Genomic DNA, 25,372 nt, shown 5'->3' with positions numbered 1-25,372 from the left:
TGCAAAGAGAAGGCTGCCATTGGCTGGGAGTAGCCTCATCTACCGAAGCGAATGAACACCTTTGAGGATTTTCTTCTGAACACAAAAGTAGGGAGAAACGTAGCTGGCGTTAACAGATCAAAGAGGAGACGCAGTCTCAAATTTGGGTGGCACCACGGGTTCAACTCTCGTCCCAGATGATTATTCATCTGAGGCGAGAGTTTTTTTGTTTTAAAAAGGAGAGAAAGCTGATGTCCATTCGTTTACCAAGAGGAACGCAAGACATATTACCTGAAGATGCAGTTGTTTGGCAACATATTGAAAAAGTTGCGAAAGACGTATGTCAATCCTATCACTTCGAAGAGATTCGAACGCCAATTTTTGAACATACAGAAGTCTTTACAAGAGGTGTAGGAGATACAACGGATATCGTCCAAAAAGAGATGTATACGTTTAAAGATCGAGGCGATCGAAGTCTAACTTTACGACCTGAGGGGACCGCATCCGTTGTGCGTTCTTACGTTGAACATAAGCTTTATGGAGAAGCGAATGCGCTAACGAAATTATTTTATACTGGACCGATGTTTCGTTATGAACGTCCGCAGGCAGGTAGAATGCGGCAATTTGTTCAGTTCGGGGTAGAAGCATTAGGAAGTGCGAATCCCCATTTAGATGCAGAAGTACTCGCACTATTAATTGATATTTGCAATCGACTTGGCTTAGTCAACTTGAAGCTTGTTATTAATTCATTAGGGGACAAGGAAAGTCGTGATCGTCACCGTCAAGCATTGATTGATCATTTTGCACCATCAATAAATGAATTCTGCTCTGATTGCCAAACGCGGCTGGATAAAAACCCATTACGTATTCTTGATTGCAAAAAAGATCGCGAACACCTGTTAATGGAGACAGCTCCTGCCATTTTAGATTTTCTAAACGAAGAATCTAGGACATATTTTGAAAATCTGAAACAAACGTTAGATCAACTAGGCATTTCTTATGAAGTCGATGCGACGTTAGTAAGAGGCTTGGATTATTATAACCATACGGCGTTTGAATTGATGAGTACAGCACCAGGTTTTGGAGCCATCACAACGTTATGTGGAGGTGGACGCTACAACGGTCTTGTCCAAGAATTTGGTGGGCCGGAAACGCCTGGGATTGGCTTTGCCTTCAGTATTGAGCGTTTTATTTTAGCGATGAAAGCGGAAGGTGTTGCGTTACCTGAACGGCCACAGCTGGACGCCTATATTGTTGCTTTAGGAGAAGAAGCGAACCAACGAGCAGCTGTGCTTCTGCATGAATTGCGTAAAGATGGGTATCGTGTTGACAAAGATTATATGGGGAAGAAAATGAAAGCTCAATTTAAAACGGCAGATCGAAACGGCGCAACATGCACAATTATTATTGGTGAAGATGAGCTGGCGAATGAACAGGCGGTTATTCGCCATATGGATTCAGGCGAACAAAAAACCGTCTCCCTTCATTCTGTTGCAGTCGAATTAAGAGAGAGTATTAAAGGAGGAGCAGGATTGTGAGTAAACGAACGCATCATTGTGGAGATCTTTCCAAGCATCAGACAGGGGAAGAGGTAAGTTTAGTTGGCTGGGTTCAACGAAGAAGAGATTTAGGACAAGTCATTTTCTTAGATGTCCGGGACCGTTCAGGTGTTATTCAAGTTGTATGTAGTCCAGACATAAACGAAGAAGCGTTAAAAATAGCGGACCGTGTACGAAATGAATATATGATTTCTGTTAAAGGAATTGTTGTTGAACGTGATGAAAAAGCGGTTAATAAGAAAATTACAACAGGCGAAATTGAAATTCATGTTCATTCATTCGAGCTGTTAAATGCTTCAAAACCACTTCCGTTTCAAATTGAAGCAAATACGGATGCTTCTGAAGATGTTCGCTTGAAATATCGTTACTTAGACTTGCGTCGTCCTGACATGCAAGAAGCATTTAAATTAAGACATAAAGTAACGAAAACCGTTCGTGACTTTCTTGATGAAGATGGATTTTTAGAAATTGAAACACCGATGTTAACAAAAAGTACACCTGAAGGAGCAAGGGACTACTTAGTGCCAAGCCGTGTGCATCATGGTGAATTTTATGCCCTTCCGCAATCACCGCAAATTTTTAAACAATTGCTGATGGTATCTGGTTTTGAAAAATATTTTCAGATTGTGCGATGTTTTAGAGATGAAGATTTACGAGCAGACCGCCAGCCTGAGTTTACACAAATTGATATTGAAGCAAGTTTTCTTGAAACAGAAGATATTCTTGGTATGACGGAAACTCTAATGAAGAAGTTGATGCTTGAAACCCACGGTCTTGAATTTGAAGGGTCCTTTGAGCGGATGACATATGAAGATGCGATGAATCGCTATGGCTCTGATAAACCTGACACCCGTTTTGGAATGGAACTTGTTGATTTGACAACGGTTTTAGCAGATACGGAGTTTAAAGTATTTAGACAGGCAATTGATTCAAACGGGATTGTAAAAGGAATCAACCTTAGTGGAGGTGCAAATAAACTTTCTCGTAAAGAGATTGATGCACTTACCGATTTTGTTAAGCCATATGGTGCAAAAGGTTTAGCGTGGCTAAAGGTTGAAGAAGAAGGGTTAAAAGGACCAATTGCAAAATTCTTCAATCCTGAACAAACAGAAGCGTTGCTTGAAAGCATGCAAGCAAAACCAGGTGACTTGTTGTTCTTTGGTGCAGATAAGAAACAAATTGTCTTTGATTCATTAGGTGCACTACGTTTAAAATTCGGAAAAGATTTCGATCTAATTGATACAAGTAAATTCAATTTCCTTTGGGTTGTTGACTTTCCACTCGTTGAGTACGATGAGCAGGCAAGACGTTATGTAGCCCTACACCACCCATTCACACGTCCGAAAAAAGAAGATGAACATCTACTTGAATCGAATCCTGATGATGTGCGAGCAGAAGCTTATGACCTCGTCTTGAACGGCTATGAGCTTGGTGGCGGCTCTCAACGGATTTATGAGCGTGAGCTACAAGAAAAAATGTTCCAGACGCTTGGATTTACAAAAGAACAAGCGAATGAAGAGTTTGGCTTTTTGCTTGAAGCATTTGAATATGGTACACCTCCACATGGTGGAATTGCGCTAGGCTTAGACAGGATTGTCATGTTACTAGCACAAAAAACAAATTTACGAGAAGTCATTGCCTTTCCGAAAACGGCAAGTGCTAGTGATTTAATGACACATGCACCAGGTGCAGTCAGTGTGGAACAGTTAATTGATTTAAACCTGTCTGTTCTCGGGAAGCGTGGTTGACAGAAGAAACGCATCCCTCTATAATTACGGATACGATCAAATGAAAAAAACATACTATCTTATCGAGAGTGGCGGAGGGACTGACCCGATGAAGCCCGGCAACCAACCTATTTAAGGTCAAGGTGCTACATTCAGCAGAACGATGGTTCTGAGAGATAAGCAAAGGCAAAAAGCCCCTTTTCTTATCCAAGAATAGGGGCTTCTTTCAATAGACGAGAGGGTGACAGAGATGAAAATTGGCCTAATTGGATACGGAACGGTTGGAAGTGGTGTTTATGAACGGTTAATTCGTTCAAGAGAACAGATTGAAACCATTATCGGAGGAAAATTCGAAATCATTCGTATTTTAGTCAAAGATGTGAAGAAACATGAGGACGTTCACCGAAATCTTCTTACATCATCATGGGAGTCTTTTTTTGAACAGGAGCGATACGATCTTGTATTTGAAGCAATAAACGGAACAGATCTTCCGAAAGCATTTACGGAATCATTATTAAAGCAAGGCACCTCTGTTATTTCGGCTAACAAAAAGCTTGTAGCGCTACATGGAGAAGAGCTTGAGCAACTTGCTTATGATCACGGTGCTTACTACGGTTGGGATGCGGCAGTATGTGGGGCGATCCCTATCGTGAATGTTTTCAAAAGTGTGTTACTTACAACGAATATCCAGTCGATTGCAGGTATCCTCAACGGGACAAGTAATTATATTCTCACAAAAATGGGCGAAGGAAGAACCTATGAAGATGCGTTGGAACAAGCTCAATCATTAGGTTATGCAGAAGAGGATCCTACTTCTGATGTTGAAGGGTGGGATGCTGTTTATAAGCTCTGTTTATTGGCAAGACAATGTTATGATCAATGGATTTCGCCAAATGAGATTGAACGTGTTGGCATTAGTCATATTGATCAATGGCACATTCAAGCCGCAAAAGCGCTACGCTTATCCTTTAAATTAATTGCGAAATTAGAAGTAGATTCAACGTCCCTAAAAGGGTTCGTCAAGCCTGTTTTAATTGATCAAGAACATTCTTTAGCACCAATTCGTGGCGTTTTAAATGCTGTTACTCTTGAAGGGAAAGATATGGAGCGACTTATTTTTGCTGGCCCCGGTGCCGGAAAAGAAACAACAGCAAACAGCGTCGTAGAAGATTTTATTTTTCATGAACAACAGCGAGACGTATTGCCTCGTTTTACGTATCGTTTAACGAAAATCGAGGAAGGCATATCGGAAAAATTAACAGCGCAAGAAGTATGGTTTTGTAAAAATGAACAGCTTGGTGAAGTGGAACCTTATTTAGAGAAAACAAAAGTGTGGAAGGAAAAAGACATAGAAGGAGGAAAAGTGTTTATTGTGACTCCGCTTTCATCAGTAACGCCATTCTTTACATTCCCACTGCTGACAGAAGTAGACCAAGAACTTACAACAGTGGAAAGCAAATTATAAATGGTATTTCGTTTCAGGAACGAGTTTTTTGAATTCTTTAATAAAAGTCTCTGGAGACGTTTTAATTTTGTACGTCGTTACGCCTTTACTAGTGTGTAAGTATAAAAATCCTAATGAATGTGGCGTATCGCTCGGAAATCGATACGAGATATCAAAGACACTATCAAGTGGAAAGTGATCCGTACTTGTTTCAATGCGATCGCTATACAAAGCTAATTCGAAGGAACTTTCAACGACTCTTTTTTCTAGTATAGCAATTTCCTGCGTTACTTCAATGCATCGCTGTATTACAATGGCGCTCATCATCGTTGCCTCCTTTTAAAGAGAATGTACCATATTTTTCGTGAAAACTCGATTAATATGCAAGGTTTGCGTGTAAAAAATGTTGGGTATTTAAAAGACAAACAACAAGTATATGCCTTAAGTCGCAATTTTTTGAAAAATGATTGCCTATTAATGAAAAACCTGATATGATAACGGTAATCACATATCCTGATCTGTTCGTAAGGGCTTTATTCTTTGAGCCAACACTTTAAAAAAGGGAGCTTGCTGTTGCTGTTTTGCTTACATGCCTCGGTAGCTGAGGACTTAAAATAAATGGTACAAAGCACCCACCTGCCTGGCAGGTTCAAAGCATCGACTTCCTACGGCAAGATCGGGATGACACGAAGCATTTTCTGAAAAGGAAATGCTTTTTGTAGTGTGCTTTTAGAAGAGAGTATGATATGATCACATCAGCAAAATGCAATGGATAAAGGAGTTTGATGAACGTGTTACACCAGTTTTCAAGAAATGAACTGGCCATTGGTCATGACGGATTAGATCGATTAAAAGGAAGTACAGTTGCAGTACTAGGTATTGGTGGGGTAGGCTCATTCTCAGCAGAAGCACTTGCCCGCTCGGGAGTCGGTAAAATCGTCCTTGTTGATAAAGATGACGTTGATATTACAAATGTAAATAGGCAAATCCACGCGTTGCTATCAACCGTTGGCCAGCCTAAAGTCGATTTAATGGCGGAGAGAATAAAAGACATTAATCCAGAATGCGAAGTGGTTGCGCTTAAAATGTTTTATACAGAAGAGACATATGAAGATTTCTTTTCTCATAAATTAGATTTTGTGATTGACGCAAGTGATACAATTTCATATAAAATCCACTTAATTAAAGAGTGTCGAAATAGAAATATTCCGTTAATCTCAAGTATGGGTGTTGCAAATAAACTAGATCCAACCCGTCTTCGTATTGAAGATATCTCTAAAACAAGCTACGATCCAATTGCAAAAGTGATTCGGACTCGATTAAGAAAAGATGGAATTCATAAAGGTGTTACGGTTGTCTTTTCTGATGAAAAACCGATTCAAATTCGTGAGGATATTCGTCAAGAAATCGTTCCAGAAAGTGCGGAACAAGGGAAAATTCGTAAAGCAAAGCTTCCACCATCTTCGAATGCGTTTGTTCCATCTGTGTCTGGTTTAATTATGGCTGGACATGTGATTACAAAACTGCTGGATGGGATTGAAATCAATCGCCAAGACTAAGCCTATTTGCGTAACGTTAAAGCTGGCTTAGTTCTACTAGGAAATATATTGCATGGAATTAAGGTGTATGTAAATCTTATTTTTCTCCCATGTCATATTTGTTATCGCTGATGGCGACTCCAGCGTGAAAAGTGACAGTCCGAAAAATTCAATTGAACGTTCCCATTTTTGGAGAAAAGATGACCCCTTTTAGACATGTCTAATCAAATGATAAAAGCAGTGCATCGTGATTTTTATACAGAAGTGTGGACTTGACTGGAAATAATAGTAGGTGAACAAAAAAACGGATCTCGGAGGTTTCCGAATCCGTTTTTTGTGTTAATCAATTTTTTCAAGGTTTCCGTTTGATTCCATTCGAAACATAGGGTGTTCTTCAGCATCTTCTTCTAAAATCGCCATTCTTCGTGCGCGATTCATAATGGAAATGAGGGATTGATAGTCTTCTTCAATCATACTATGTTCCTGTTTATTACGGGAAAGTTGCTTTTCCATCTCTGCTATTTGAGCTTTTGCAAGCTGAAGTTGTTGACGTAACGCCGCATTTTCTTCTTTTAATGCAGAAGAAGCGTTGGAGTCAAATTTTTTTAATTGGGAAATAATCGCTTCAATCGATGGTTCAGCTTCTTCATCTTCGTCAACGTATGAAAAAACAGGTTCAACTTTAGATTGAACAGGCTTTTGATAGCTTGGAAAAAATTGAGTCGATACCATTCGTTTGCGCATTTTCCGCTCACGTTTTGCTTCTTCAATTGTACGTAAATGTTTTTGGCGTACGACTGCATTCCACCGAAAGCCGCATGCTGCTGATGTTCGATTTAGAGCATCTCCTACTTCATCGAATGCTTTTAATTGAGTGCTGCCTTCTTTTATATGATTAAGCACGGTATCGGCTAATAAAACGTCATCTTCATGCGACCATGCATCTTGTCTCACTTTCATCTTTTCAACTCCTGCCTAATGTCTTTGCTATTACTTTAGCCATGCAGGGCTTTTTTTATACTAGGCTAGTAATAAACAAGAGAGAAAAAGATTCTAGCAGATTCAACAGACGGTTATTTACGCTTATCGTAAAGAGAAGCAAGGGCATTTTCAAATTTGTTGTCACGATTTGGTTCATAATAAGAATGAGCTTTAAAAGCATCAGGTAAATATTGTTGCTTCACCCATCCACCTTCATAATCATGCGGATACTTATATTCTGTACCGCGACCAAGGTTTTTGGCACCTTGATAATGAGCGTCTTTTAGATGTAATGGAATGGTGGCATTGCCTCCTTCACGAATAGCAGCCAGAGCCGCGTCGATTCCTTTATACGCACTGTTGCTTTTAGGTGAAAGGGCGAGTTCGACTACTGCATTTGCCAGCGGGATTCTTGCTTCAGGTAAGCCGATGCGTTCCGCAGCCTCAATAGCAGTTAGCGTTCTGGAGCCTGCTTGCGGGTTGGCAAGTCCGATATCTTCATAAGCAATGACTAGAAGTCTCCGGTTGATGCTTATTAAGTCCCCAGCTTCAAGTAAACGTGCAAGGTAGTGAAGACTAGCGTGAACGTCGCTGCCTCGGATTGATTTTTGAAACGCCGATAAAACATCGTAATGCCCGTCTCCATCTTTATCATGTTGAATACTTTTTTTCTGGATGCTCTGTTCTGCAGTTTCAAGTTTTATATGACGAATTCCTTTTTCGTCTTTAGCGGTAGATAGAACCGCAAGTTCGAGGGCGTTTAAGCCTGAACGAACATCTCCTCCACATGCAAGTGACAAGTGTGCAATCGCTTTTGAATCAATCTCGATCTCTTCTTCACCTAACCCATTTTCTTTATCTTCTAACGCACGGTAAAGGGCTTGTTCAATTTCAGCTGGTGCAAGTTGCTCCAATTCAAAAATATGACAGCGACTACGAATGGCAGGATTAATGGAGTGATACGGGTTTGCCGTCGTTGCACCAATTAAAAGAATCAGTCCACTTTCTAAATGAGGGAGTAAGAAGTCTTGTTTGGCTTTATCGAGGCGATGAACTTCGTCAAGAATTAAGATAAGTGAACCGTACATTTTTGCTTCAGCAACAACGGTTTCCATATCTTTCTTATTATGAACTGTAGCGTTAAGAATGCGATAATGTTGTCCACTCGATCCAGCAATTGCGCTAGCAATGGACGTTTTTCCAGTTCCGGGAGGACCATATAAGACCATGGAAGACAATTGATCCGCTTCAACCATCCGTCTAAGTAGCTTTCCTTGACCAAGTAAACGCTCTTGACCGATTACTTCATCAATGGATGTTGGCCTCATTCGAAAAGCTAGTGGTTTTTTTTTCATACATAACCTCCTGAATGATGTTTGTCTTTTCATAGTGTAGCGTATGTGTGATTTCCAGAGCAAATAGGAAAGGACTTGTCCTATTAATCAAATAGGAAATCATGCTATAATAACGAAGGAAGACGTAGATATGAACGGTTAAAAAATAGGAACGAGATAGGATACGAATTAAAGGAGCTATTCATTATGAAAATATCGACAAAAGGGCGTTATGGACTAACAATTATGATGGCACTCGCAAAAAAAGAAGGCGAAGGTCCGACTTCGTTAAAGTCCATTGCGCAGGAATATAATCTTTCTGAACATTATTTAGAGCAACTCATTGCGCCACTTCGGAATGCGACGCTTGTTAAAAGTGTCCGCGGTGCTTATGGTGGGTATAAATTAGCCAAGCAGCCAGAAGAAATCACAGCTGGCGATATAATTCGTGTTTTAGAGGGACCAATTAGTCCAGTAGAAGTGTTAGATGATGAAGAACCTGCAAAGCGTGATCTTTGGATAAAAATTAGAGACGCTGTAAAGGGTGTTTTGGATACAACGACATTAGCGGATTTAGCGAATTTTAAAGAAGAAGGCGAACAGGACTATTACATGTTCTACATTTAAGAAAAGGTGAAGGAAATGAACGAACATTATTTTGACCATGCAGCGACATCATCAGTTCATCCCCACGTGCTTGATGCGATGATTCCTTATTTTACAGAAGTGTATGGAAACCCTTCTAGCACTCATCGGTATGGACGTAGGGCAAAAGCCGCGCTTAGAAGTGCTAGAGAGCGCTTAGCTATGCAATTTCATGCGTCTGCAGACGAATTTATTTTTACGAGTGGAGGCACAGAAGCAAATAACCTCGCACTAATGGGCTATGCTCGCGCAAATCGTTTTAAGGGCACGCATCTTATTACTTCGAAAATAGAGCACCATGCCGTTTTGCATACCGTTAAACAATTAGAAGCAGAAGGGTTTTCTGTTACCTATCTTGATGTAGACCAAGCCGGTAAAGTTTCGACGGAAGCGGTTCGATCAGCGTTAACGGATGAAACGATCTTGGTTTCCATTATGTATGGAAATAATGAGGTAGGCACGTTGCAACCAATTAAAGAAATTGGAGCTCTTCTGCAAAACCATCAAGCTGCTTTTCACACGGACGCCGTCCAAGCTGCAGGGTTAGAAACCATTGATTGCGCGAACCTAGGTGTGGACCTGTTTTCGTTAGCTAGCCATAAAGTAAATGGACCAAAAGGAGTAGGTTGTTTATTTGTATCTAAAAATGTGACGATTGCTCCTTTAACCTATGGAGGAGAACAAGAAAGAAAACGCCGTGCTGGTACGGAGAATGTCGCAGGAATTGTCGGGTTTGCCAAAGCAATGGAACTGGCAAATGAGCAGCGGTCGGAAAATCGGAAGAAATACAAATATTTCCGAGACACTTTTATAGAAATCATGGATGTGCATGGTGTAGAGTATGTTATAAATGGATCAGATGATGGTCTACCACATATTCTTAACGTTAGTTTTAAAGGTGTAAAGACAGAGACGCTTTTAATGAAACTGGACTTAATTGGAATTGTGGCCTCAGGTGGATCAGCTTGCACAGCTGGAACCCTCGTCCCATCACATGTTATTGAAGCCATGTATGGTGTTGAGAGTCGGAGAGTGTCAGAGGCCATTCGATTTAGCTTTGGTTTCACCAACGTAGAATCAGAGACTACTGAAGCTTTTAAAGAAATCGCTCGGATTGTTCTAGCAGAGCAAAAACGTGAGCAATTTATTGAATAGAATAGATAGTGAGGGAAATGTATGAAAAAACCAGAAGAGACCCGCGTTGTCGTTGGCATGTCAGGTGGCGTTGATTCTTCTGTAACGGCACTTGTATTAAAAGAGCAGGGCTATGATGTCATCGGAATCTTTATGAAAAATTGGGATGATACGAATGACTCGGGCTTTTGCTCGGCAACAGAAGATTATGAGGATGTGGAGCGTGTTGCAGAACAACTCGGTATCCCTTATTACTCGGTGAATTTTGAAAAAGAATATTGGGACAAAGTGTTCACGTACTTTTTAGATGAGTACAAGTCCGGTCGAACACCAAATCCTGATGTAATGTGCAACAAGGAAATTAAGTTTAAAGCATTTTTAAACCATGCTGTTTCGTTAGGCGCAGACTATGTTGCAACGGGACATTACGCGCAAATCCTTTATAAAGATGATGAATATCAACTGATAAAAGGTGTAGATACAAACAAAGACCAAACGTATTTTTTAAATGCGTTAAGTCAAAAGCAGTTGTCAAAAGTAATGTTTCCACTTGGTCATATGCAGAAAGCGGAAGTGCGGAAGAAAGCGGAAGAAGCTGGACTTGCTACGGCTAAGAAAAAAGACAGTACGGGCATTTGTTTTATCGGGGAACGTGACTTTAAAGAATTTCTTCAAACCTTTATTCCAGCTCAACCGGGAAAAATGGAAACCGTTGACGGAGAAGTGAAAGGAAATCATGATGGGCTAATGTATTATACACTAGGTCAAAGACAAGGTCTTGGCATTGGTGGTGCAGGAGAGCCTTGGTTTGTTGTTGATAAAGATTTAGAGCGAAACGTGCTTATTGTTGGACAAGGGTTTCATCATGAAGGGCTTTATTCTTCAGGTTTGAAAGCTGAAGGAATGAACTGGATACTTAATCAACCGTTTGATTCTGCGTTTACGTGTAAAGCAAAATTCCGCTATCGACAAGACGATCAGTTGGTTACTGTTACGCCAAAAGAAAATGGCCGAGCAGAAATTCAATTTCATGAAAAACAACGAGCGGTTACACCTGGACAAGCGGTCGTTTTATATGATCAAGACCGTTGCCTTGGTGGGGGTACAATTGATGAAGTCATACGGGAAAACGTCTAAAGGCGTTTTCCTTTTTTCTAGGAGGTTATAATATGGATTTAAAAACAGGTATTAGCTTAATGAAAGAATCGAATTATGAGGACGCAGCGAAAGTATTCTCTGGTTACATTGAAAGCAACCCATCAGAGCCAGAAGGCTATATCAATATGGCGAACTTGCTTAGTATTTTGGGAGATCGTGACCGCGCGATTTTATTTAATGAGCGTGCAATCGAACTTGATCCAGATTCAAGTGCCCCATACTACGGGTTAGGTGTTCTTGCATATCAAGAAGATCAATTTCAAAAAGCAATTGAATGGTTTTTAACGGCTCAACAAAAGGGGTTACATGATGCAGATCTATTCTATATGCTAGGCATGAGCCACTATCAGCTTCAATCATTTGCCCACGCACAGGCGAACTTAAGCTATGCCCATGAATTAAACAAAGAAGACGTTGAGATTGCTTTTCAATACGGACTTTGTTTGGCGCAACAAGAGCAACTAGAGGCGGCACAACAATTATTTATTGACGTGATTAAGCAAGATGCTACACATGCCGATGCGTATTATAATTTAGGTGTGATTTATGTTTCAAATGAAGCGATTGATGAAGCACTAAAATGTTTTGATTTAGCGCTTAACAATCAAGAAGATCACTTATTAGCGGGAAATGCAAAACGAGTCATTGAAGATGCATTAAACAGAGGGTGAGTGTGCGTTTATGGATGTTGAAGAAACCGAAAGATACATGAAAGGACAAGTCACTCATGTCTTGTTTCGAAATGAAGAAAACGACTATACCGTAGCAACGGTGAAAATTGAGAAGACAAATGAACAAATTGAAGCGAAAAAAACAACCATTGTCGGACATTTACCAGAGCTGGAGTTAGAAGAAACGTATTCATTCTTCGGTCAAGTTACTGAACACCCTCGATTTGGCACACAATATAAAGTGGAAACATTTAAAAGAGAAATGCCGAAAACGAAAAATGGTATTATTAAATTTTTATCAAGTGATCGTTTTCCTGGGATTGGTGTAAAGACGGCAGAGTCAATTGTAAATCAACTAGGGGAGCGGGCAATCTCATTAATTATTAACGATCGTAACGTTTTAGAGCAAGTGCCTAAGCTGAAAAAAGACCACGCTGAAATTCTGCATCAACGCTTACTTGAACATCAAGGTGCAGAACAAGTCATTATCCAATTGTCGCAATATGGATTTGGAACAGAGTTATCCATGAATGTTTACCGTGCCTACAAGCTTCAAGCTTTAGATATTATTCGAACCAATCCATATTTACTCATTAAAGATGTAGAAGGTGTAGGTTTCAGACGCGCAGACCAATTAGGAGCAGCCATTGGTTTAAAAGGCGACCACCCGGAAAGAATACGAGCGGGTATCCTCTATCTTATAAATGAACTAAGTGTTCAAGACGGGCATCTATATTTATATCATGCCCCATTTGTTGAAGAAGTAAGTAAGCTGTTAACAACTCCAAATGACCCTGTTAGCCCTGAAGCTGTTCACGAGGGTCTCATTCAAATGGATGAAGAAGGCTTTGTTATTACAGAACAAGATCGAGTTTATATGAAGTCACTTTTTTATGCAGAGCGTGGTATTGCGCAAAATATAATGAGGATCAAATCGTATGAACTGAAATCAGAGTTCACACAAGCTGATATGGAAAAAACGTTAGGACAGCTGGAAGAAGATCACAACGTAACGTATTCTGTTTTGCAAAAAGAAGCGATTGAGACCGCTTTACATTCACCTATTATGCTGTTAACAGGTGGTCCGGGTACAGGGAAAACGACTGTTATAAAAGGAATTGTGGGAGCCTATGCCCGCTTGCATGGAGTGAATCTCGATCAACAAACAGGTGCAGACAAAGATGCGCGTACGGCTCCGCTTAAGTTGGCTGCTCCAACTGGTCGCGCCGCTAAGCGTATGGCAGAAGCGACTGAGTTACCTGCTGGTACGATTCACAGTTTGCTTGGTTGGAAAGGAAATGCCACGGGTTTTGAAAAAGGCGACCACGATCAATTAGAAGGCGAACTTTTGATAGTCGATGAAATGTCAATGGTGGACGCGTGGGTGGCCAATCAGCTGTTTAAAGCGATTCCTAAAGGCATGCAAGTTATTCTCGTTGGAGATGAAAACCAATTGCCATCTGTAGGACCTGGTCAAGTGTTAAAAGACTTACTGGATGCAAACGTCATCCCGACTGTTCAACTGAATGAAATTTATCGACAAGCGGAAGGATCCTCCATCATTGAGCTAGCTCATTCCATGAAAGATGGCCATCTTCCTAACGATCTTACAGCCAAAAAGCCTGACTTGCGATTTTTTTCTTGTCATACGAACCAAGTAAAGCAAGCTGTTTGGCAAATTTGCGAAAATGCAGTAAACAAAGGATATAGCTCTCGAGAAATACAGGTTTTAGCACCGATCTACCGTGGTGGTGCTGGAATTATTGAACTAAATACGATGCTTCAGACGTTATTTAATCCTGCAAAAGAAGAACGTCGTGAAATTCCATTTGGAGACGTTATTTTTCGAAAAGGAGATATGGTGCTTCAGCTCGTTAATAACACGGAAGAAAATGTGTTTAATGGGGACAGAGGAGAGATTGTCGCAATCCTTTATGCAAAAGAGACGACAGAGAAAAAGGATCAGCTTGTTGTGTCTTTTGACGGTTTAGAAGTGGTCTATGAGAAAAAAGATTTTGGCCAGTTAACACATGCATATTGTTCATCGATTCACAAAGCGCAAGGTAGTGAATTTCCAATCGTTGTTATGCCAGTTGTAGGGAATTATCAACGCATGTTAAGAAGAAATTTACTTTATACAGGCATTACAAGAGCAAAGCAGTTTTTACTTTTATGTGGGGATTTAAAAACATTTGAACACGCGATTCATAAGCATAATGATGGTCGACAATCGAAGTTAAAAGAACGTCTGCAGGAACGCATGCACTAGCTGGTAACCATCTCCGCGGATAGGATAGTGGGATATACATACATTATAACTGTTCGGAGAGGTGGTGCAGCTTTTGCGAACGATGCAGGCAATGATTGGACTCCCGCTTGTGTCCGTAGAGACTGGTTATGAAATCGGTCAAATTAGTGATGGATACATGAAGAACGGTCGAATGGTTGGGTTTATGGTGAAAAAAAACCACGCACTTTTACATCATCATGGATTTCTGCCATTTGAGTCGATTCAGCATATCGGTGAGCAGGCGATCATGGTACAAGACATTTCAAAAGTAGAGAAGCTTCTAGAAGAACACAAACACTATGATCCAATTTGGACAAGTCGAAAAAAATTTAGAGGTAAACCTTTGTTATCTACTGAAGGCGAAATGCTTGGTTTGGCAGAAGATGTATATTTTTCTATGGAAGTGGGCACCATCGTAGGGTACGAAGTGACAGATGGCTGGTTATCCGACATTAAAGAAGGACGCAAAGTGGTGAAGGGCCACGATCTTCTTCTTTGTAAGGAAAGGGCGATCTTGTCTCTGTAGAGGAGGCACCTATCTTGCATTGTCCAAATTGTAATTTAAAAGACATAGGAAAAATTGGAACCAACCAGTATTATTGCTGGAATTGCTTCATTGAAATGAGTCTCGTTAAAGGAACATTAATGCTTCACCAAGTAGAGGAAGATGGATCATTAAGCTCACTTGATGATTTGTTTGAAGAAGAAGAAAGACGAATAGATTTATAAAGAATCGAGGTGAATCGATCATGCGTAAATCCATTGCACCATTAATGGTGATTGGTCTTGGAGCTGCTTGGTACTCAACAATGAATGACAAAAAAACCAAAAAGAAAGTCTACAATTTCTTTGAACCGCTTATGGAAGCCGATAAAAAAATAATGAACGCGAAAACGTGGAAAAAAACAAAGAAAAAAGTAAAGAAGATGTTTCATTAATATCTTCACCTTCGAAGGCTGTGGAAAACGCCAACATGCGCAACGTTAACATGGATGAACGACATCCATGTTTTTTTTGGTTAATTTCGGATTATTTGCACACGCTATTCAAAGGGGTGTGATAAAAGATGAAGCGAGAGATGTACATAACGGATTTAGTGAAGTGGTCAAAATGGCTCGTCATATTAGTGTTTGTTTTATTGCTTTTGTATGCGCTCAGTCATCTGGCTCCGCTATTTCAAATCATTCAACCGTTGATTTGGCCCATACTTGTTGCGATATTGCTCGCTTATTTATTACACCCTGTAGTTGAGAAAGCTGTTCACTTGGGCGTTAATCGAACGTTGGCTACGGTATTATTGTTTTTAGTCTTTCTTGTTATGATGACTACCTTATTATTTATCGGCATCCCGATTATGTCACGACAAGTTCAAGAAGCTGTTCAAGTGTTGCCAGAACATTTGGCCTCTATAAAAGGGATGGTATTTGAATTTCAAGAACAAACAGAACGGTTACCAGATCCGTTGCAAGATCATGTTACGGACTGGTCTTCAAAGATGGAACAGTTTGTTGAGTCAAGTTTGGATCAAGTAGAAAGTGTAATTGTTAAAGTCATTCAAATGAGCATTTTATGGGTTGTTGTACCGTTTCTTGTTTTTTACTTATTAAAAGATTTTGCGCTTTTGCAGCGTGTCGGTTTTTACATCACACCCAAAAAAAGCCGCGAAAAGGTGCGGCTTTACCTTAAAGATGTCGATAAAACATTTGGCTCATATTTGCGAGGGCAGTTGCTCGTCGCGGTTTGTGTTGGTGGACTAGCGACCATTGCACTTTGGATTTTAGGTGTTCCTTATGCGCTACTGTTAGGATTGTTTATTGGTGCGACCGATTTAATCCCATATTTTGGCGCATTCATTGGCGCGGTGCCGGCTGTAGGTTCAGCCTTACTTGATTCGCCTCAACTAGCTTTGTTTACCGTAATTAGTATCTTCGTGATTCAACAAATCGAAGGCAATGTGTTATCACCTTTAATTGTTGGCAAAACGGTTCACTTGCATCCGATCTTGATTATTTTAGCTCTATTAGTCGGGGTTGAAGTAGGGGGCGTCATAGGACTTTTAGTCGCTGTACCCATTACAGCGATTGCGAAAGTAACCATCCTTCATATCCGAAATTACCTTAAAGGTGAAGTGGAGATGAATTGACTTTTAAAGGCTTGCGCGCTATAATTTTCGTGAATAAAGAAACGTATATGTACATGATGAAATACAATGAAAGAACGAGTACGCATAAGCCCGTTTTTAGAGAGATGCTTTCTAGGCTGAGAAAAGCATTAACGAAGAGATGCGGAATGCTATTCTGGAGTAGCGAGCTAATCGCCGTATCCTGCGTTAAGGGGCTTAAGTGATAACAGTTACGTTTGTTATAATTAAGGGTGGTACCGCGTGAAAAAGACAATCTCGTCCCTTTATTGGGAAGGGGTTTTTTTATTTGTTTTCTATACATAAGGAGGATGAGTCTAATGAAGCACTTAACATCGGCTGAAGTTCGACAAATGTTTATTGATTTCTTTAAAGAGAAAGGCCATTCTGTTGAGCCAAGTGCATCTCTAGTCCCGTTTGAAGATCCAAGTTTATTATGGATTAACAGTGGCGTGGCAACGTTAAAAAAATACTTTGATGGTCGTGTGATCCCGGATAATCCTCGGATTGTCATTGCGCAAAAATCGATTCGGACAAATGATATTGAAATCGTTGGGAAAACGGCTCGTCACCACACATTTTTTGAAATGCTTGGGAATTTTTCAATTGGCGAATATTTTAAAGAAGATGCGATTGTATGGAGCTGGGAGTTTCTAACAAGCGAAAAATGGATTGGCTTTGATGAAGAAAAGCTATCTGTTACGGTCCATCCAGAGGATCATGAAGCGTACGATTTATGGATTGAAAAAGTGGGCGTACCGGAAGAACGCATTATTCGTTTAGAAGGGAATTTCTGGGACATCGGAGAAGGGCCGAGTGGTCCAAACTCTGAAATCTTCTATGATCGTGGTCCTGATTATGGCAATGATCCTAAGGACCCTGAATTGTATCCAGGTGGCGAGAATGAACGTTATTTAGAAATTTGGAACTTGGTTTTCTCTCAATTTAATCACAACGCAGACGACACCTATACGCCCCTTCCAAAGAAAAATATTGATACAGGAATGGGCTTAGAGCGGATGGTATCCGTTATTCAAGATGCAAAAACAAATTTTGATACAGATCTCTTTTTACCAATCATAAAAGAAACGGAAAAACTTGCTAATGCAACGTACAATACGGGAAATGAAGCGGCAGATACAGCCTTCAAAGTCGTTGTTGACCATATCCGCACAGTTGCATTTGCCATTGGAGATGGGGCGCTTCCTTCAAATGAAGGAAGAGGATATGTCTTACGTCGTTTATTAAGACGAGCAGTGCGATTTGCGAAAACGATTGGGATTGAAAAGCCATTTATGTTTAATCTCGTTCCTGTTGTCGGTCAGATAATGGAAGACTTTTACCCAGAGGTTACCCAGAAAAAAGACTTTATTCAGCGAGTGATTCGCACAGAAGAAGAACGTTTTCATGAGACGCTACATGAAGGCTTAACGATTTTAAACGACATCATGAAAAAAGCAAAAGCAAACAATGAGCAAGTAATCGCTGGTTCAGATGTGTTTCGTCTTTATGATACATATGGCTTTCCGGTTGATTTGACGGAAGAATATGTAGAAGAAGAAGGCTTAACGATCCACCGGGAAGAATTTGAAAAAGAGATGGAAGCTCAACGAAATCGTGCTCGCGCAGCTAGACAAGAAACAGCTTCTATGGGTGTGCAAGAAGACATATTCGGTGATTTAAAAACGCCAAGTATGTTTGTTGGCTATGAGCATACAGAAACAAGTGCAACCATTAGCGTCATTGTAAAAGAAAAAGATTCTGTTGATCAGGCTAAAGAAGGGGATACGGTTTCCATTATTCTTGCGGAAACACCGTTCTACGCTGAAAGTGGTGGACAAGTTGCCGATCAAGGGGTGATTTATACCGAAAACGGTCAAGGGCGTGTTCAAGATGTGAAAAAAGCTCCTAATGGTCAACACCTGCATACGGTTGAAATTGAATCAGGGACGTTACAAGTAGGCGATCAAGTTCAAGCAAGAATTGAAGTGCGTGAACGTCTAGACATCGTAAAAAATCATACAGCAACGCACCTTCTTCACCAAGCGTTAAAAGATGTTTTAGGAGAACACGTTAATCAAGCAGGCTCACTTGTAAATCGTGAACGGCTTCGCTTTGATTTCTCACACTTTGGACAAGTAACACCGAACGAACTCGTTCAAATTGAGCAGCTTGTGAATGAAAAAATTTGGCAAGCACTTCCTGTCGAGATCTCGTTAAAATCATTGGCGCAAGCGAAAGAAATGGGTGCAATGGCCCTCTTTGGTGAAAAATATGGTGATGAAGTCCGTGTTGTTCAGATTGGTGATTACAGTCTTGAGCTATGTGGTGGTATCCATGTGAGTAATTCAGCCGAAATCGGACTGTTTAAGATTATGAGTGAATCTGGTATTGGTGCCGGCGTTCGCCGAATTGAAGCGGTAACGTCAAAAGGCGCGTATGAGTTTATTAACAATCAACTTGCGCTTCTATCTCAATCACAAGAACATTTAAAAGTAAAGCAACTGCGAGATGTGCCTGCACGAATTGAAACACTTCAGCAAGAACTTCGTGAAGCAAATCGAGAAAATGAATCATTAACAGCTAAACTAGCGCAAAAAGAAGCTGGTCAACTGATGGATAAGGCTGTAGATGTAAATGGTATTCAAGTTCTAGCAGAAGCTGTACAAGCAAAAGATATGGAATCTCTTCGCGCGATGGTTGACTCACTGAAAAAAGAAGATCAAAAAGCAGTGATTGTTTTAGGTGCAAAAACAGGAGATAAACTATCTTTTGTAGCGGGCGTAACAAAATTAGCGATGAACGAAGGGTTACACGCTGGAAAGCTTATTAAGGAAGTGGCGAGTCGCACCGGTGGCGGTGGTGGCGGTCGCCCTGATATGGCCCAAGCAGGAGGGAAAGATCCAGCAAAATTGAACGAAGCTCTTGCATATGTAACGGAACATGTGAATTTAATTTCCTAATTGAACCAATCTGTTGTACAATAAAGGCGTTAACGTTTTTAATAAAACCTTCTATGAATAATTAAAAGGGGTGAGAGCAATTGAGTTCAATGGATAATACAATGCAGTTTAACTTTAATGACGACTCCTTTGATAAAGATGTGCGAGAGGTGCTCTTATCTGTTTATGATGCACTAGAGGAAAAAGGCTATAATCCAATTAACCAAATTGTCGGGTACCTCTTATCTGGTGATCCAGCATATATTCCGCGACACAAAGATGCGCGTACGTTAATTCGTAAACTTGAACGAGATGAGCTAATCGAGACATTAGTAAAGTCTTATCTTAAGGAGCAAGGAAAAGCGATCAAATGAAAATACTTGGACTCGATGTTGGCACAAAAACGATAGGCGTAGCGATTAGCGATGCCTTTGGTTGGACAGCCCAAGGTTTAAAAACGATACGAAGAAGCGAGACGAACGAAGTAGACGATTTTAAGCAAATTACTTCTTTAATAGAAGATCATGCGGTGGAAACAGTTGTTGTTGGCTATCCTAAAAATATGGACGGCACAATTGGCGCTAGTGGAGAACGAAGCGAACAGTTTGTTGAACAACTATCACAACATGTCTCAATAAAGATTGATCTTTGGGATGAACGTTTAACAACAATGGCGGCAGAGCGTGTTTTAGTTGATGCTGACGTAAGCCGTAAGAAGCGAAAAAAAGTGATTGATCAAATGGCTGCAAGTTTAATCTTGCAAGGCTATTTGGATCGTCGCTCGCATTTAAATTAAAAAGGTAGGGATTTAGAATGGCACAAGAAGAAAAAGAGCGTTTTGTTATTCCAGACGAAGAAGGTACAGAGCATTTATTTGACGAACTCTTTCGTTTTAGTGTAGATGAAACAAATAAATCATATATGGTATTAGTACCTGTCGGAGAAGAAGAGGAAGATGAGGATGAAATTGAAGTCTTTGCTTTCCGCTACGAAGATCGTGAAGACGAAGAAAATGATATTGCTTTTTTCCCAGTTGAAACAGATGAAGAATGGGAAATGATCGAAGAAATGCTAAATACATTTACTGAAGAAGAAGAAGAAGAGTAAATGGCTGATAACCCGTGCAATGATCTGCACGGGTTACTATGTATGTTATGCTGAACATTGCCCATTTTTTTATACAACAAATAAAGCACTTATTGTATAATGGGACAGGTGAGGAGGCAATTAATGGCAAAAGATAAGAACCATAACGCAAATGACGAATATCAAGAACGTGCATCGCAAGCAAAGACAGTTCGGAAAATTGTCTTAATTAGCTTATCGGCTTTTTTTGTCGTTCTGATTGCCGTTATAATAGGCGGATATACGTATGTTGCGAATGCGCTTAAGCCTGTTGACTCAGAAGATGAAGGTCGTGAAATTGATGTGAACATACCAGTGAATACATCGACTTCACAAATTGCAGAGATTCTTGAGGATGAAGGGGTTATCCGCAACGCAACGTTCTTCCGCTACTATACAAGATACAAAAACGAATCAGGGTTTCAAGCTGGAACATATTCGCTACATACAGCGATGGATACAGATGAAATTATTGAGGAATTAAAAGACGGTCACGTTGTCGCGGAGGCTGCTTCTACCATTGTGATTCCGGAAGGGTTAACGTTAAACACACTTACGGAACGGTTAAGTGAATTTACCGGAGAAAGCCAAGATGATATTTTTGCCTTTATTGATGATGAAGCGTTTGTCCAATCGTTAATCGATGAGTACGAGATGCTAACAGACGAAATACTGGATGAAGATATTCATCATCCATTAGAAGGCTATCTTTTTCCAGCAAGCTATCAGTTTGAAGAAGAACAGCCCAGTATTGAAAAAGTTGTTCGAACGATGCTTGATCAAATGCAGGTTGTGTATGATCAACGACAAGGGATCGTGAATGGGAGTGACTATACATTTCATGAACTCTTAACGATGGGTTCCATTGTCGAACGTGAAGCTCGAGAAAGAGAAGATCGTTTTACAATTGCTGGAGTCTTGCATAATCGCTTAAATGAAGGTATGATGCTACAAGTAGATCCTACGGTTGCCTACGCGCAAGGGGAACATATTTATATGACCACTTATGATGATTTAGAGGTAGATTCACCTTATAACACGTATCAGCATACAGGTTTGCCGCCAGGTCCAATTTCTACGGTTCGTGAAGAATCACTTGTTGCTTCAGCGGATCCAAATAGTACAGATTATCTTTATTTCTATGCTCGTTATAACGGCGAGATTATTTATAATGAAGACTATGATGATCACTTGGAAGCGAGAGATACGTATCGTCATGAATGGCAAGAAGCAGTTGAAGATACTGAATAAAGTGAGCATAGGGAGTATCTTGCTCCCATGCTTTTTTCATAAAAGGATGTTATGAAATTAAATGATAAATGAAGAAATTAGCGCATATGTAGAATCATTAGCCCCTCCAAAACATTCACTATTACTAGAAATGGAACAACTAGCGATACGTGAGCACGTACCGATTATGGATGGACTGTCTTTAAATACAATGCTTGCTATCTTACGTGTTAAGCAGCCGAAGCAAATACTTGAAATCGGCACCGCGATTGGATATTCTGCTATTCGATTAGCGGAAGCGCTTCCCTCTACGACGATTGTGACGCTGGAGCGTGATGAGTATCGCTATGAACAGGCAAAAAGGTTTATTGAACGAGCTAATTTAACAGAGCGAATTATTCCTTATCTAGTTGATGCAGAGCATGCAGTGGACCTTGTTTCTAAGCATGGTTCGTTTGATAGCATGTTTATTGATGCAGCAAAAGGAAAATATCAATTGTTTTTTGAGCAATATGAGCCTTTTTTGAGTGAAGATGGGGTAATGATTAGTGATAATATTTTATTCAGAGGTCTCGTAGCAAGAGCAGACATTACGAAGGAACCAAAGCGAATTCAAAAGCTAGTTGAGAAAATAAAACGATACAATGAATGGCTTAGCCATCATCCGAATTTTCATACGTCTATTGTACCAGTCGGGGACGGCATAGCATGTAGTACGAGAATAAAGAGGGAAGAACATGACACTCAATCAAAATAGGCCCGTTATTATTGGGGTAGCTGGTGGAACAGGGTCTGGGAAAACGACCGTTGCCAAAGAAATTTTTAGTCAATTTAACCAATCGTCCATTGTGTTAATCGAACAAGACGCTTACTATAAAAACCAAGATCATTTAGAGTTTGAGGAACGTCTCCAAACCAACTATGATCATCCATTTGCGTTTGACAATGAGTTGCTTTATGCCCACTTGATGCAGCTTGTGGATCGTTCACCAATTTTTAAACCTTCTTATGATTATGCTCAGCATACCCGTGCGCAAGAAGTAGTGAAAATTGAGCCGAAAGACGTTATTATTCTGGAAGGAATTTTGATCCTTGAAGATGAACGCTTGCGTAGCATGATGGATATAAAAGTATTCGTAGACACAGATGCGGACATTCGAATCATGAGACGACTTTTGCGCGATACAAAAGAGAGAGGTCGTACCATTGAATCAGTCATTGATCAGTACACAACTGTTGTACGACCTATGCATTTGCAGTTCATTGAACCAACAAAGCGTTATGCGGATGTCATTATTCCTGAAGGTGGGGAAAACAAAGTCGCGATTGATTTAATGGCGACAAAAATTAGAACCGTCATACAACAGAAACAAGACCCGATTCAATAACGTTATCTTTTATTAACTATGAGGAGTGAACAAACAATGGCAGAAGAGAAAAAGCATTATATGACAGAAGAGGGAAAAAAGAAACTAGAAGATGAGCTACAACATTTAATTACAACACGCCGAAAAGAAGTGGTAGAGCGTATAAAAGTGGCACGTAGTTTTGGAGATTTATCCGAGAACTCTGAGTACGATTCAGCCAAAGAAGATCAAGCATTTGTTGAAGGCCGCATTGCACAACTAGAAAAAATGATTCGTAATGCTGTTATGATCGAAAATGAAAAAACAGATAGTAATGTCGTTTCATTAGGAAAGACTGTTCGCCTGATTGAATTACCAGATGGCGATGAAGAAGAGTATACGATTGTAGGCTCTGCTGAATCAGATCCAATTGAAGGAAGGATCTCGAACGACTCACCTATGGCACAAAGTTTAATTGGTAAAACGGTGAAGGACAAAGTCACGGTTAATACACCAGCGGGCGAAATGGAAGTTGAAATTCTAGAAATTCGCTAATAGTAAAAAAGTCTCCTTTTTGTGTCTAGAAGGAGACTTTTTTCACTTGATGTATGATTCATGTTGCGGTTTAATAAGAACGAGCTATAATGGAGTTAGAGTTAGGAGGAATGTAGAGCCATGGGACAACGTTATGAAAACCGAAAAGATAAACGCAAAAACCGCATACTGAATGTTGCGATTACCATTGTTGTCGTCCTTATCCTCTTTTTTGGAGGCACACTAGTGTTTAATATGATGAATCAACCTGAGACTGCTACTGAAGAGAGCAGTGAAAGTGTAGAGCCAGACTCAGACACAAGCGATGAAAGCAACGACGAAGAAGCAAATCCAGAAGAAGATGAAAATGAAACAGCAGATAGTGCCAATGAAGAAGAGGGCACAGAGGAAGATGACGCTACAGAAGATGATGAGGCAACTGAAGAAGATGAAAGTGAACAAGCCGAAAATGTTGGAGATGTATTACCAACTGAACAAACAAATCCAACACCAAATAACTTCGGTGGTCAAAACTGGAATGAAATGGAACAAGCTGCTTTCAATGCAACCGGCTTGACTAGCAGTACCAGCGACACAATTTGGATTGGAAACGGTGGTTCGACATCAAGTGCTGTCGTCACGCTACTCGATAAGGGTACAGGGCTCTATCACCAAGTTCGATTGCAGTGGGTAGAAGAACCAGAACAAGGGTGGCAAATTGAATCGGTTGAGCAATTTGAAAACAATCCAACCTAATAATTGTGAAAGCCTAGTGGCGCATCGTTACTGACGTCGCTAGGTTTTTTTGTTATGTGCATACATTTTTAATGAAACACGCTGATGCAATGTGTATACTAGTTGAGGAAGCTATTTGTTGTAGAAAGGATGAACAGAATGAAAATCGGAATTATTGGTGCAATGGAAGAAGAGGTTGAGCATTTACGTAAACAAATGATGCAAGCTACCGTAACCGTTGTCGCGAACTGTGAATTTACAGACGGCATCATAAATGGGACAAACGTCATTTTAACAAAATGTGGCATTGGTAAAGTGAATGCGGCTCTAGCGACGTCTCTATTAAACGATCGTTATCAGCCTGATTATGTCATTAATACAGGTGTTGCTGGCGGATTGAACGCTTCAATGTCTGTAGGAGACTTAGTGATTTCAACAGAAGTGCGCCATCATGATGTTGATGCAACTGTTTTTGGTTATGAACATGGTCAAGTTCCAGGTATGGTGCCCGCTTATTTACCAGACCCAGCGCTAATCGCGGTGGCTAAAAAAGCAGCTGAAAAAGTTGGGTTTCATTCGGAAGAGGGATTAGTTGTAACAGGCGATTCTTTTATGGATGACGAAGAAAGAGTGAATGCAGTTAAAGCGCTATTTCCTACAGCCTTTTGTGCAGAAATGGAAGCGGCTGCCATTGCTCAAGTGTGCCATCAATATCAAACGCCTTTTGTGATTATTCGTGCGTTATCCGATGTGGCTGGGCAAGATGCAAAAATGTCATACGATACCTTCTTGGAGAAATCAGCTGTGAACTCTGCTAAACAAGTTCTGTTTATGATCGATGCGTTAAGTTAACAGTTCTT

General features: G+C 40.3%; 26 protein-coding genes, 1 other RNA gene, 1 riboswitch and 2 other annotated features (1 of these 30 only partly in view). Of the genes, 24 read left to right on the top strand and 3 right to left on the bottom strand.

The window, feature by feature from the left end:
- Positions 1 to 178 (top strand) — a binding site (T-box leader); it begins 40 nt to the left of the window's first position.
- A gap of 52 nt (positions 179 to 230) precedes the next feature.
- The 3 genes from hisS (at position 231) to ACE1TH_RS08490 (ending at position 4,730) form a co-directional block, all read left to right on the top strand.
- Complete coding sequence (gene hisS, locus ACE1TH_RS08500; protein WP_375078726.1) at positions 231 to 1,517, top strand: histidine--tRNA ligase; 1,287 nt, start codon at positions 231 to 233, stop codon at positions 1,515 to 1,517.
- Complete coding sequence (gene aspS / locus ACE1TH_RS08495) at positions 1,514 to 3,286, top strand: aspartate--tRNA ligase (protein ID WP_099300325.1); 1,773 nt, start codon at positions 1,514 to 1,516, stop codon at positions 3,284 to 3,286. The genes hisS and aspS overlap by 4 nt, the downstream gene beginning before the upstream one ends.
- 56 nt (positions 3,287 to 3,342) lie before the next feature.
- Positions 3,343 to 3,448, top strand: a riboswitch (SAM riboswitch).
- Positions 3,449 to 3,515: 67 nt separating this feature from the next.
- Complete coding sequence (locus ACE1TH_RS08490; RefSeq protein ID WP_099300326.1) at positions 3,516 to 4,730, top strand: homoserine dehydrogenase; 1,215 nt, start codon at positions 3,516 to 3,518, stop codon at positions 4,728 to 4,730.
- Here the strand turns inward: ACE1TH_RS08490 and ACE1TH_RS08485 are convergent.
- Entirely contained in the window at positions 4,725 to 5,036 is a 312-nt protein-coding gene (locus ACE1TH_RS08485) for a hypothetical protein (RefSeq protein ID WP_255301107.1), read from the bottom strand. The two genes, ACE1TH_RS08490 and ACE1TH_RS08485, sit on opposite strands and share 6 nt — an antisense overlap.
- 180 nt (positions 5,037 to 5,216) lie before the next feature.
- Here ACE1TH_RS08485 and ssrS point away from each other — a divergent pair.
- Positions 5,217 to 5,396, top strand: a non-coding RNA gene (gene ssrS, locus ACE1TH_RS08480) — 6S RNA.
- A gap of 104 nt (positions 5,397 to 5,500) precedes the next feature.
- A complete protein-coding gene (locus ACE1TH_RS08475; RefSeq protein WP_375078725.1) occupies positions 5,501 to 6,268 on the top strand; it encodes a tRNA threonylcarbamoyladenosine dehydratase in 768 nt (255 codons plus the stop codon).
- A 318-nt stretch (positions 6,269 to 6,586) separates the two neighbouring features.
- Here ACE1TH_RS08475 and ACE1TH_RS08470 read toward each other — a convergent pair whose 3' ends face one another.
- Both ACE1TH_RS08470 and ACE1TH_RS08465 read right to left on the bottom strand, forming a co-directional pair.
- Positions 6,587 to 7,207, bottom strand: a complete 621-nt coding sequence (locus tag ACE1TH_RS08470) for an RsfA family transcriptional regulator (RefSeq protein WP_099300329.1) — start codon at positions 7,205 to 7,207, stop codon at positions 6,587 to 6,589.
- Positions 7,208 to 7,320: 113 nt separating this feature from the next.
- Positions 7,321 to 8,583, bottom strand: coding sequence for a replication-associated recombination protein A (locus tag ACE1TH_RS08465; protein ID WP_255225050.1), 1,263 nt, complete (start codon positions 8,581 to 8,583; stop codon positions 7,321 to 7,323).
- A gap of 186 nt (positions 8,584 to 8,769) precedes the next feature.
- Here ACE1TH_RS08465 and cymR point away from each other — a divergent pair, with 186 nt between their 5' ends.
- From cymR to mtnN, 19 genes are all read left to right on the top strand, one after another.
- Complete coding sequence (cymR, locus tag ACE1TH_RS08460) at positions 8,770 to 9,189, top strand: cysteine metabolism transcriptional regulator CymR (protein ID WP_099300331.1); 420 nt, start codon at positions 8,770 to 8,772, stop codon at positions 9,187 to 9,189.
- A gap of 15 nt (positions 9,190 to 9,204) precedes the next feature.
- Complete coding sequence (locus ACE1TH_RS08455; RefSeq protein ID WP_375078724.1) at positions 9,205 to 10,362, top strand: cysteine desulfurase family protein; 1,158 nt, start codon at positions 9,205 to 9,207, stop codon at positions 10,360 to 10,362.
- Between the two features lie 21 nt (positions 10,363 to 10,383).
- Positions 10,384 to 11,478 carry a tRNA 2-thiouridine(34) synthase MnmA gene (gene mnmA, locus ACE1TH_RS08450; protein WP_099300333.1) on the top strand — a complete coding sequence of 365 codons (1,095 nt, stop codon included), beginning with the start codon at positions 10,384 to 10,386 and terminating at the stop codon, positions 11,476 to 11,478.
- A 32-nt stretch (positions 11,479 to 11,510) separates the two neighbouring features.
- Positions 11,511 to 12,170 (top strand): tetratricopeptide repeat protein, encoded by a 660-nt coding sequence (locus ACE1TH_RS08445; protein ID WP_375078723.1) that lies wholly within the window; start codon positions 11,511 to 11,513, stop codon positions 12,168 to 12,170.
- A gap of 10 nt (positions 12,171 to 12,180) precedes the next feature.
- Entirely contained in the window at positions 12,181 to 14,439 is a 2,259-nt protein-coding gene (gene recD2 / locus ACE1TH_RS08440; protein WP_375078722.1) for an SF1B family DNA helicase RecD2, read from the top strand.
- An 82-nt stretch (positions 14,440 to 14,521) separates the two neighbouring features.
- Positions 14,522 to 14,986, top strand: a complete 465-nt coding sequence (locus ACE1TH_RS08435) for a PRC-barrel domain-containing protein (RefSeq protein WP_375078803.1) — start codon at positions 14,522 to 14,524, stop codon at positions 14,984 to 14,986.
- 11 nt (positions 14,987 to 14,997) lie between these two features.
- On the top strand, positions 14,998 to 15,189 hold the full coding sequence (locus ACE1TH_RS08430) for a hypothetical protein (protein WP_099300337.1): 192 nt from the start codon (positions 14,998 to 15,000) through the stop codon (positions 15,187 to 15,189).
- A gap of 20 nt (positions 15,190 to 15,209) precedes the next feature.
- Positions 15,210 to 15,398 (top strand): DUF3918 domain-containing protein, encoded by a 189-nt coding sequence (locus ACE1TH_RS08425; protein WP_375078721.1) that lies wholly within the window; start codon positions 15,210 to 15,212, stop codon positions 15,396 to 15,398.
- 128 nt (positions 15,399 to 15,526) lie between these two features.
- The gene (locus ACE1TH_RS08420) at positions 15,527 to 16,603 is read left to right on the top strand and encodes an AI-2E family transporter (RefSeq protein ID WP_099300339.1); all 1,077 of its coding nucleotides are present in this window, start codon (positions 15,527 to 15,529) and stop codon (positions 16,601 to 16,603) included.
- Positions 16,604 to 16,660: 57 nt separating this feature from the next.
- Positions 16,661 to 16,869, top strand: a binding site (T-box leader).
- A 51-nt stretch (positions 16,870 to 16,920) separates the two neighbouring features.
- The gene (gene alaS / locus ACE1TH_RS08415) at positions 16,921 to 19,563 is read left to right on the top strand and encodes an alanine--tRNA ligase (protein WP_099300341.1); all 2,643 of its coding nucleotides are present in this window, start codon (positions 16,921 to 16,923) and stop codon (positions 19,561 to 19,563) included.
- An 80-nt stretch (positions 19,564 to 19,643) separates the two neighbouring features.
- Positions 19,644 to 19,916 (top strand): IreB family regulatory phosphoprotein, encoded by a 273-nt coding sequence (locus tag ACE1TH_RS08410; RefSeq protein WP_099300342.1) that lies wholly within the window; start codon positions 19,644 to 19,646, stop codon positions 19,914 to 19,916.
- Positions 19,913 to 20,338 (top strand): Holliday junction resolvase RuvX, encoded by a 426-nt coding sequence (gene ruvX, locus ACE1TH_RS08405; RefSeq protein ID WP_099300343.1) that lies wholly within the window; start codon positions 19,913 to 19,915, stop codon positions 20,336 to 20,338. Before ACE1TH_RS08410 ends, ruvX begins: the two co-directional genes overlap by 4 nt.
- 17 nt (positions 20,339 to 20,355) lie before the next feature.
- A complete protein-coding gene (locus ACE1TH_RS08400) occupies positions 20,356 to 20,649 on the top strand; it encodes a DUF1292 domain-containing protein (protein ID WP_099300344.1) in 294 nt (97 codons plus the stop codon).
- Between the two features lie 123 nt (positions 20,650 to 20,772).
- Positions 20,773 to 21,918, top strand: coding sequence for an endolytic transglycosylase MltG (gene mltG / locus ACE1TH_RS08395; protein WP_099300345.1), 1,146 nt, complete (start codon positions 20,773 to 20,775; stop codon positions 21,916 to 21,918).
- 61 nt (positions 21,919 to 21,979) lie between these two features.
- Positions 21,980 to 22,654, top strand: coding sequence for an O-methyltransferase (locus tag ACE1TH_RS08390; protein ID WP_375078720.1), 675 nt, complete (start codon positions 21,980 to 21,982; stop codon positions 22,652 to 22,654).
- The gene (gene udk / locus ACE1TH_RS08385) at positions 22,635 to 23,285 is read left to right on the top strand and encodes a uridine kinase (protein ID WP_375078719.1); all 651 of its coding nucleotides are present in this window, start codon (positions 22,635 to 22,637) and stop codon (positions 23,283 to 23,285) included. The genes ACE1TH_RS08390 and udk overlap by 20 nt, the downstream gene beginning before the upstream one ends.
- Positions 23,286 to 23,321: 36 nt before the next feature.
- Positions 23,322 to 23,798, top strand: a complete 477-nt coding sequence (gene greA / locus ACE1TH_RS08380) for a transcription elongation factor GreA (protein WP_375078718.1) — start codon at positions 23,322 to 23,324, stop codon at positions 23,796 to 23,798.
- Positions 23,799 to 23,918: 120 nt separating this feature from the next.
- Positions 23,919 to 24,533, top strand: a complete 615-nt coding sequence (locus ACE1TH_RS08375; protein ID WP_099300349.1) for a DUF1510 family protein — start codon at positions 23,919 to 23,921, stop codon at positions 24,531 to 24,533.
- Positions 24,534 to 24,671: 138 nt separating this feature from the next.
- The gene (mtnN, locus tag ACE1TH_RS08370; protein WP_255225054.1) at positions 24,672 to 25,364 is read left to right on the top strand and encodes a 5'-methylthioadenosine/S-adenosylhomocysteine nucleosidase; all 693 of its coding nucleotides are present in this window, start codon (positions 24,672 to 24,674) and stop codon (positions 25,362 to 25,364) included.
- Positions 25,365 to 25,372 lie beyond the last annotated feature (8 nt).

The organism is Shouchella sp. JSM 1781072, assembly GCF_041949915.1.
GTDB lineage: Bacteria > Bacillota > Bacilli > Bacillales > Bacillaceae_D > Shouchella.
This window is presented reverse-complemented; position numbering and strand designations above follow the sequence as displayed.

What these genes read in the sequence shown, in the direction of transcription:
- hisS (WP_375078726.1), top strand. Translation starts at nt 231, where the DNA reads ATGTCCATTCGTTTACCAAGAGGAACGCAAGACATATTACCTGAAGAT.
- ACE1TH_RS08490 (WP_099300326.1), top strand. Translation starts at nt 3,516, where the DNA reads ATGAAAATTGGCCTAATTGGATACGGAACGGTTGGAAGTGGTGTTTAT.
- ACE1TH_RS08485 (WP_255301107.1), bottom strand. Translation starts at nt 5,036, where the DNA reads ATGATGAGCGCCATTGTAATACAGCGATGCATTGAAGTAACGCAGGAA.
- ACE1TH_RS08470 (WP_099300329.1), bottom strand. Translation starts at nt 7,207, where the DNA reads ATGAAAGTGAGACAAGATGCATGGTCGCATGAAGATGACGTTTTATTA.
- ACE1TH_RS08465 (WP_255225050.1), bottom strand. Translation starts at nt 8,583, where the DNA reads ATGAAAAAAAAACCACTAGCTTTTCGAATGAGGCCAACATCCATTGAT.
- cymR (WP_099300331.1), top strand. Translation starts at nt 8,770, where the DNA reads ATGAAAATATCGACAAAAGGGCGTTATGGACTAACAATTATGATGGCA.
- ACE1TH_RS08455 (WP_375078724.1), top strand. Translation starts at nt 9,205, where the DNA reads ATGAACGAACATTATTTTGACCATGCAGCGACATCATCAGTTCATCCC.
- mnmA (WP_099300333.1), top strand. Translation starts at nt 10,384, where the DNA reads ATGAAAAAACCAGAAGAGACCCGCGTTGTCGTTGGCATGTCAGGTGGC.
- ACE1TH_RS08445 (WP_375078723.1), top strand. Translation starts at nt 11,511, where the DNA reads ATGGATTTAAAAACAGGTATTAGCTTAATGAAAGAATCGAATTATGAG.
- recD2 (WP_375078722.1), top strand. Translation starts at nt 12,181, where the DNA reads ATGGATGTTGAAGAAACCGAAAGATACATGAAAGGACAAGTCACTCAT.
- ACE1TH_RS08435 (WP_375078803.1), top strand. Translation starts at nt 14,522, where the DNA reads ATGCAGGCAATGATTGGACTCCCGCTTGTGTCCGTAGAGACTGGTTAT.
- ACE1TH_RS08425 (WP_375078721.1), top strand. Translation starts at nt 15,210, where the DNA reads ATGCGTAAATCCATTGCACCATTAATGGTGATTGGTCTTGGAGCTGCT.
- ACE1TH_RS08420 (WP_099300339.1), top strand. Translation starts at nt 15,527, where the DNA reads ATGAAGCGAGAGATGTACATAACGGATTTAGTGAAGTGGTCAAAATGG.
- alaS (WP_099300341.1), top strand. Translation starts at nt 16,921, where the DNA reads ATGAAGCACTTAACATCGGCTGAAGTTCGACAAATGTTTATTGATTTC.
- ruvX (WP_099300343.1), top strand. Translation starts at nt 19,913, where the DNA reads ATGAAAATACTTGGACTCGATGTTGGCACAAAAACGATAGGCGTAGCG.
- ACE1TH_RS08400 (WP_099300344.1), top strand. Translation starts at nt 20,356, where the DNA reads ATGGCACAAGAAGAAAAAGAGCGTTTTGTTATTCCAGACGAAGAAGGT.
- mltG (WP_099300345.1), top strand. Translation starts at nt 20,773, where the DNA reads ATGGCAAAAGATAAGAACCATAACGCAAATGACGAATATCAAGAACGT.
- ACE1TH_RS08390 (WP_375078720.1), top strand. Translation starts at nt 21,980, where the DNA reads ATGATAAATGAAGAAATTAGCGCATATGTAGAATCATTAGCCCCTCCA.
- udk (WP_375078719.1), top strand. Translation starts at nt 22,635, where the DNA reads ATGACACTCAATCAAAATAGGCCCGTTATTATTGGGGTAGCTGGTGGA.
- greA (WP_375078718.1), top strand. Translation starts at nt 23,322, where the DNA reads ATGGCAGAAGAGAAAAAGCATTATATGACAGAAGAGGGAAAAAAGAAA.
- ACE1TH_RS08375 (WP_099300349.1), top strand. Translation starts at nt 23,919, where the DNA reads ATGGGACAACGTTATGAAAACCGAAAAGATAAACGCAAAAACCGCATA.
- mtnN (WP_255225054.1), top strand. Translation starts at nt 24,672, where the DNA reads ATGAAAATCGGAATTATTGGTGCAATGGAAGAAGAGGTTGAGCATTTA.